General features: G+C 33.6%; 9 protein-coding genes and 1 pseudogene. 7 read left to right on the top strand and 3 right to left on the bottom strand.

The window, feature by feature from the left end; genetic code table 11:
• The 3 genes from JMI89_RS11505 to JMI89_RS11495 all read left to right on the top strand — a co-directional run.
• Nucleotides 1–225: hypothetical protein (locus tag JMI89_RS11505; RefSeq protein ID WP_220680142.1), on the top strand; the 225-nt coding region annotated here is incomplete at its 5' end.
• A gap of 1 nt (nt 226) precedes the next feature.
• Nucleotides 227–646: a hypothetical protein gene (locus JMI89_RS11500; RefSeq protein WP_220680141.1), complete on the top strand. Its 420-nt coding sequence runs from the start codon at nt 227–229 to the stop codon at nt 644–646.
• A 358-nt stretch (nt 647–1004) separates the two neighbouring features.
• Nucleotides 1005–1391, top strand: coding sequence for a hypothetical protein (locus JMI89_RS11495; RefSeq protein ID WP_220680140.1), 387 nt, complete (start codon nt 1005–1007; stop codon nt 1389–1391).
• A 244-nt stretch (nt 1392–1635) separates the two neighbouring features.
• Here JMI89_RS11495 and JMI89_RS11490 read toward each other — a convergent pair.
• A pseudogene (locus JMI89_RS11490) lies at nt 1636–2268 on the bottom strand (transposase); the annotation flags it as partial.
• Nucleotides 2269–2463: 195 nt separating this feature from the next.
• The gene (locus JMI89_RS12165) at nt 2464–2574 is read right to left on the bottom strand and encodes a SymE family type I addiction module toxin (protein WP_220680139.1); all 111 of its coding nucleotides are present in this window, start codon (nt 2572–2574) and stop codon (nt 2464–2466) included.
• 112 nt (nt 2575–2686) lie between these two features.
• On the opposite strand from JMI89_RS12165, the gene JMI89_RS11480 reads away from it, so the two are divergent.
• Complete coding sequence (locus JMI89_RS11480; RefSeq protein WP_220680138.1) at nt 2687–3523, top strand: hypothetical protein; 837 nt, start codon at nt 2687–2689, stop codon at nt 3521–3523.
• Nucleotides 3493–3912 carry a hypothetical protein gene (locus tag JMI89_RS11475; RefSeq protein ID WP_187756417.1) on the top strand — a complete coding sequence of 140 codons (420 nt, stop codon included), beginning with the start codon at nt 3493–3495 and terminating at the stop codon, nt 3910–3912. Before JMI89_RS11480 ends, JMI89_RS11475 begins: the two co-directional genes overlap by 31 nt.
• A 108-nt stretch (nt 3913–4020) precedes the next feature.
• On the opposite strand, the gene JMI89_RS12160 is transcribed toward JMI89_RS11475, so the two are convergent.
• Nucleotides 4021–4203, bottom strand: a complete 183-nt coding sequence (locus tag JMI89_RS12160) for a SymE family type I addiction module toxin (protein WP_343066793.1) — start codon at nt 4201–4203, stop codon at nt 4021–4023.
• 40 nt (nt 4204–4243) lie between these two features.
• Between JMI89_RS12160 and JMI89_RS11465 the strand changes: the two genes are divergently transcribed.
• Complete coding sequence (locus JMI89_RS11465) at nt 4244–5023, top strand: ParB/RepB/Spo0J family partition protein (RefSeq protein ID WP_220680136.1); 780 nt, start codon at nt 4244–4246, stop codon at nt 5021–5023.
• A 1-nt stretch (nt 5024) separates the two neighbouring features.
• Entirely contained in the window at nt 5025–5414 is a 390-nt protein-coding gene (locus JMI89_RS11460) for a hypothetical protein (protein WP_187754867.1), read from the top strand.
• The last annotated feature ends 369 nt before the right edge of the window (nt 5415–5783 follow it).

Here is a 5783-nt window from a genome sequence, read left to right as displayed (position 1 = left end):
CCAATGCAATTTTGGAATGAGTATAATAAGCCTTGGTTAGATAATGTGATAAAACGAGGAGATAATATTATTTTGGCAACTAAACCAATAGATACAAAACTTTATCGTTTAAATACAGATACTGGCTTAAAAGAATTAACAGGTTTTGGTAGAGAATATCATTATTTGCTTGAGAATGGTTATAAATATGATAGTAAAACAAATCAAATGTATAAGGTGAAATAGCATGAATAGATATTTGCCAGTATTTATTGAGGTATTTTCTTCAATTATTTATAAATATAAATTTGAAGTTAAAAGCATTGATGACGTAACAATTTTACTTTCTAAAAAGGATTTTCAATTAGAATTTATTATGTGGAGAGAAACAACTGATATATTTTATAACATAATTATATCAAAAACTAAGATTGAAAAATTTTCAATAAGTGATTTTATTATTAGTAATATAAACGAACAAGATAGGAATATAGGAGTAACGACTTATTCGAATGATACACCATTCCAACGAAATATAAGAGCTTTAAAATATTTTTCTAATTTATTTTCTCGTTCATTCTCGGGAATGTTAGAAGGTGATAAAAAGTGGTTAGAGGATTATAAAAATTCCCCTTATTTTGAAGAGCCTAGGATAATTGATAGATAAACTATTTTTCACTATTGATTTTAGAGTATTAAATTTTGCTAATTAAAAAATAAATTTGGATTATTAAATAATGGTTCTGGTATGACTAATGTTTAGTGAAAATGGTTTTCTGATCGGTCCGAAAGCAATTAAATCAAAAACTGAATTAAAAAAAATAATTTTGCATGAATTACATAGACTAAATACCTCAAATTCCACTCATTGCGGTAGTAAACCAACAGGTAGAGCTCTCGTTTAGCAAAAATATTAGAAGCTACAGTAGAGGCTTAAACTGATAAGATAAGAGTATTAGAAGGTGGTACATTTGAAGTAGTTAATAAAGGAAAGGTAATATTATTTAGACATTAAAAATTATACGATGAAATATGTACGATTTATAAAAGAATTAGATAAATTAAGTTTTGCAATGGGATTCAAAAGTTGTTTTACAAATATTTATAGAGATAATAGTGATGTTGTCGAATACTTAGAAAATGGTGTTGCATTTGCAAGCTGGATGGGCTATGTATCAGAAGTAGAAAATATTGAAATATTAATTGCACTTTTTGAATATTTTACTGATGGAGAATGGATTTGGCCTGTATATTTTTCATATTATTTGAGAAAGTACAAAAATTTCTACATTCCTATTGAGTTTATTGAATATGTCATAAGAAATAAAGAAAAGCAAATAAATTTTACAGAAAAAGAATTGGTAGAATTTGAAACTGATTTTTTTAGAGAAAGAAAACAATATGAAGAGTAAACTGAATTTGATAATTTTTATCAAATTTTGAATTATGAAAATAAAGCCAATAAAACTTACAAAGAAAAAATTACACAGAAGAAGAATGGAAGAAATTTGAAGAGGAACAATATCAGGAATATTTAAGAAAAAAGGGTAGAAGCTAAATGAATGTTAAAATAAATTTTTTCTAAAAAATGATATGACTGTTTTTGTAGTTAATAAGGATGAATATATAGCTTATGCACTATAAAATGACCCTATCCTAGATTTTGTGTATTTGCCAGTTAGAGGTACGAATCATTCTGTCACCAAATTCTATAATAAATCGATTCATCACACTTTTCCAGTTTTGAATAGGCATAGTCCATTTTTTAGAAGCTTGTTGTATCGCTAAATAGATGACCTTTTTAACTGAGTCATCGGTCGGGAATACCTTTCTTTTCTTGATAGCATGACGAATAACACTATTTAAAGACTCTATCGCATTGGTGGTATAAATCGCTTTGCGAATAACCTTAGGATTAACAAAGAAGGTACTGAGATTTTCCCAGTGTCTGCACCAGGGTTACCAATATATGGTACTTATCATCCCAAATCTCCTCAAAATGAGCAAATGCCTGTCCTTATTGATGGCTAGCGCAAGAAAAACGGATTTATTGATGATCCTTCCATCTTGTTTCACTTTGACCGCAATGCAGTCCAGATAAACAATTGGATACATATTCTCAAGCGGACAATTTTGCCATTTGACCACTTGCTCTTTTACTGAATCTGTCACTTTAGAAATCAGAGTTGGAGAGATATCAACATCATACATCTCTTTGAATGTGTTGGTAATTTCCCTTGTCGTCATGCCTTTGGCAAGCTCTGCGTCCATTTCTCTTAGTCTTTTTTCGTCCATTTATATCTACCCATTTTTTACTCGTTAGCGTAGTTCAAAAATAGACAAATACACAAATTCATTTACAGGGTCCAATCTATATATTGTTAACTATACTTATGCTACGAATTTGCTATTAACATATTTATAATATATTATTTTTTAAATAATTTCGTAGAAGTGTATTGCAAGCTCAATAATTAACTTGCCCTATTTAATCTTAATAATAACAGAGCTCCCCACATAAAATCCTATTTGTTCCAGCCATCTACCTTTAATGGTCAGTTGTGGTCTGGGGTTGAGTTTTGCGCCTTGTGGCACAAAACCGACGTATAATATCGCTCAGTGGATTGTGGAGCTGGTGCTTTGTCTGTGGTTGATTTTAGCGTAAATACCAGATAATTACCTTTACGGTGACCAGATTAAAGAAACGGTGCTGGACAATCTGCCGAGAATAACCGGTGCAGCACAGGTTGTGAGTGGTATCATGAGTCTTTGCGTCGCAGCGGCAGTTGGTAGAGCGGGGGTAGGGGCGCCATTAGCGGCGGTAATTGGCTTTGTGGCATTAGATAATATCCAGGCTGGTGCGCGTTCAATGTGGAGTAATGAGGTTACCGCGACCCACGGTGGCGAGTTGATAGAATGGTCAGGCTTAGTGGCTAAAGGTTATGGTGAAATCGCCTATACACTGGTTGATATTGGTTTAATCAGCAAAGCCTCATCGGTAGTCAAAATGGCAACACAAACCGAAAATGTGATTAAACTGAACACAACAACCGCCGTAAAAGTCGGACAGACAATCAAACCAACCGAAGTGACAATATCCATTGACAAAATCAGCTTAAATCAGAAGAATGTGATTGAGCTAAAGGAATTTAATGCTGGAAAGGGAACGACGGCGACTACAGGTAAGCAAGAGGCCATTATTCCAAATAATAATTGGGGGGCTTTAGATAATGCTTCTAAAATTGCATTTGATGCAGCAAAAAATAATGTAACTACATGGACACCAAAAGATAAACATATGGTTGGCACCACAGCTAATAGAAGTGCTCAATTTAATACAAATAATGTATCTGATATTCAAAACTTAGTTAAAGAGGCATTAAACTCTCCTAATGCTAAATTTCTACCTAATAATGTCGATGGTTCTTTCAGAGTTGTAGTTGATATGAATAAACCTATTGGTACAAAAGGTCAAACAAGTATCCGAATAATAATAGGAAATGATGGAAAAATATGGAACGCATTCCCAGTAAATTCTCAATAGATATTGATTATACCGATTTATTTATCGGTGAAGTTTCATCGAATCCTCAGCTTTTTTCTGAAGTTGAGGGTAATTTATTTATTTTAATAGATAATATCCCTGTTTTTGCTGAGAATGGAATATTACTACTTGAATTGGCAAAGAAATTGAATGATTGGATTTATGAGAAACAGGGTGATTTTGAATATTACTCTATGGATTATGAAGAAGGACCAATCCTATTCTTTAAGAAGGAAATTACAGGCTATTGGCAGTTTGGTAGTATATGGATGGAAAAAGTCTATTCAGATATTGAACTATCCAAAATAGTTGTTGCAAGCAAAGAGTTTATAGATAAATTGCGTTATGAGCTTCAATTAAAAAAAGTTGATTTTAGCAATTTATTCTAATAATCATAAACGTTATGAAAAGTTTAACTATAAAAAAGATCTCAGTCTGATACAGAGATCTTTTATTGCTTTTTAAATCTGCATCGCAAGTTCAATAATTAACTTGCCCTATTTAATCTTAATAATAACAGAGCTCCCCACATAAAATCCTATTTGTTCCAGCCATCTACCTTTAATGGTCAGTTGTGGTTTGGGGTTGGGTTTTGTGCCTTGTGGCACGTAGCCGATGGTATAAAACCGCTCATTGAGTTGTGGAGCTGGTGCTTTGTCTGTGGTTGATTTAGCATAAATACTAAATAATTACCTTTACGGTGACGAGATTAAAGAAACGGTGCTGGACAATCTGCCGAGAATAACCGGTGCAGCACAGGTTGTGAGTGGTATCATGAGTCTTTGCGTAGCAGCGGCAGTTGGTAGAGCGGGTGTAGGGGCGCCATTAGCGGCGGTAATTGGCTTTGTGGCATTAGATAATATTCAGGCTGGTGCGCGTTCAATGTGGAGTAACGAGGTTACCGCGACCCACGGTGGCGAGTTGATAGAATGGTCAGGCTTAGTGGCTAAAGGTTATGGTGAAATCGCCTATACACTGATTGATATTGGTTTAATCAGCAAAGCCTCATCGGTAGTCAAAATGGCAACACAAACCGAAAATGTGATTAAACTGAACACAACAACCGCCGTAAAAGTCGGACAGACAATCAAACCAACCGAAGTGACAATATCCATTGACAAAATCAGCTTAAATCAGAAAAATGTGATTGAGTTAAAGGAATTTAATGCTGGAAAGGAGGCAAGTGTAATATCTAATACAGAGCAAGCCATTAAAAATGTAGATCCTAAAAGTTTAATTAGTCGGCAAAACTCAAATGAGATTTCAGGCTCAGATATTAAAAGATTAGTAAGGGATATGAAGGCTAATGGATTTGATACCACTCAACCTATCGATGTAGCTATCGTTAATGGTAAGATGATTATTATTGATGGTCATCATAGAGCAGCGGCAGCAGTTAAAGCTGGCATAAAAGATATACCAATTAGAATAAACAAAGTTACAGAAGCCCAAGGTAATCAGCTCTTATTAGAAGCAGCAGAGGCTCGCTCGAGGTACTGATATGAAAGAATATATTGAAGAATTAATTAAATTACAAAATAACTTAATGTCTGTTTTTAAGAGGGTTTATCCAGAAGTTAAGGATTATAATCTGTTATTAGATTGCCCTCGAAAAGGAGAATTAGAGGTTAATGGGCAAAAATGGCTATTTATAAAGCATGGTAAGGGACTAAAATTTATTAGAAATAAGCCTTTACCCCAGCTCGTTGTCAATATTCATAGCTATTTATCAGAGTCAGATGTGTTGGACGAATGGCGATTGGAGCAATATTTTGAATCACTGAAAATATCTTATTCTAAGAGTGATATCAGTAAATGTCTAAATGAATTAACATTAACTCAAGTACTAAAAAAAATATCTGAGCAACAATATAAGTTAAATGGGAGTTAATCACAGGAACATAACTATAGTAAAGATTCTATGTTTTACTCAATTATGGTAATCATTGATCAGCTGTCGCTTGCTGCTCAAAAATACTGTGATACCGGCACTATCAGCTCCAATGATATTCAAAAAAATCTGACTTTAAAGTAACCTAAGTTGTGTTTAGAGGTGGCACTTGGGCTGCCTATGCTACCTTGGATAGCGGAACAAATCAAAAAGCATACCGGTCATGCAAATGAATACTTTAAAAAATTAAGGATAAATCATCTAAGTTGATTCTGGATATTGCTATATAAAAATTAGTTCAGTTGCCGGTGATTAATGGCTATTGTGGCACGGTATCTTATTCTGACGCAATTAAAGCCATGCCAATAG

Origin of the sequence: Frischella sp. Ac48 (genome assembly GCF_019641635.1) — a bacterium.
GTDB classification, from domain to species: domain Bacteria; phylum Pseudomonadota; class Gammaproteobacteria; order Enterobacterales; family Orbaceae; genus Frischella; species Frischella japonica.
Note: the sequence above shows the minus strand (reverse complement) of the source record. Positions and strands in the feature narration are given on the sequence as shown.

Coding starts and splice junctions, on each gene's coding strand:
- JMI89_RS11500 (WP_220680141.1), top strand. CDS start 227: ATGAATAGATATTTGCCAGTATTTATTGAGGTATTTTCTTCAATTATT.
- JMI89_RS11475 (WP_187756417.1), top strand. CDS start 3,493: ATGGAACGCATTCCCAGTAAATTCTCAATAGATATTGATTATACCGAT.
- JMI89_RS11460 (WP_187754867.1), top strand. CDS start 5,025: ATGAAAGAATATATTGAAGAATTAATTAAATTACAAAATAACTTAATG.
- JMI89_RS11495 (WP_220680140.1), top strand. CDS start 1,005: ATGAAATATGTACGATTTATAAAAGAATTAGATAAATTAAGTTTTGCA.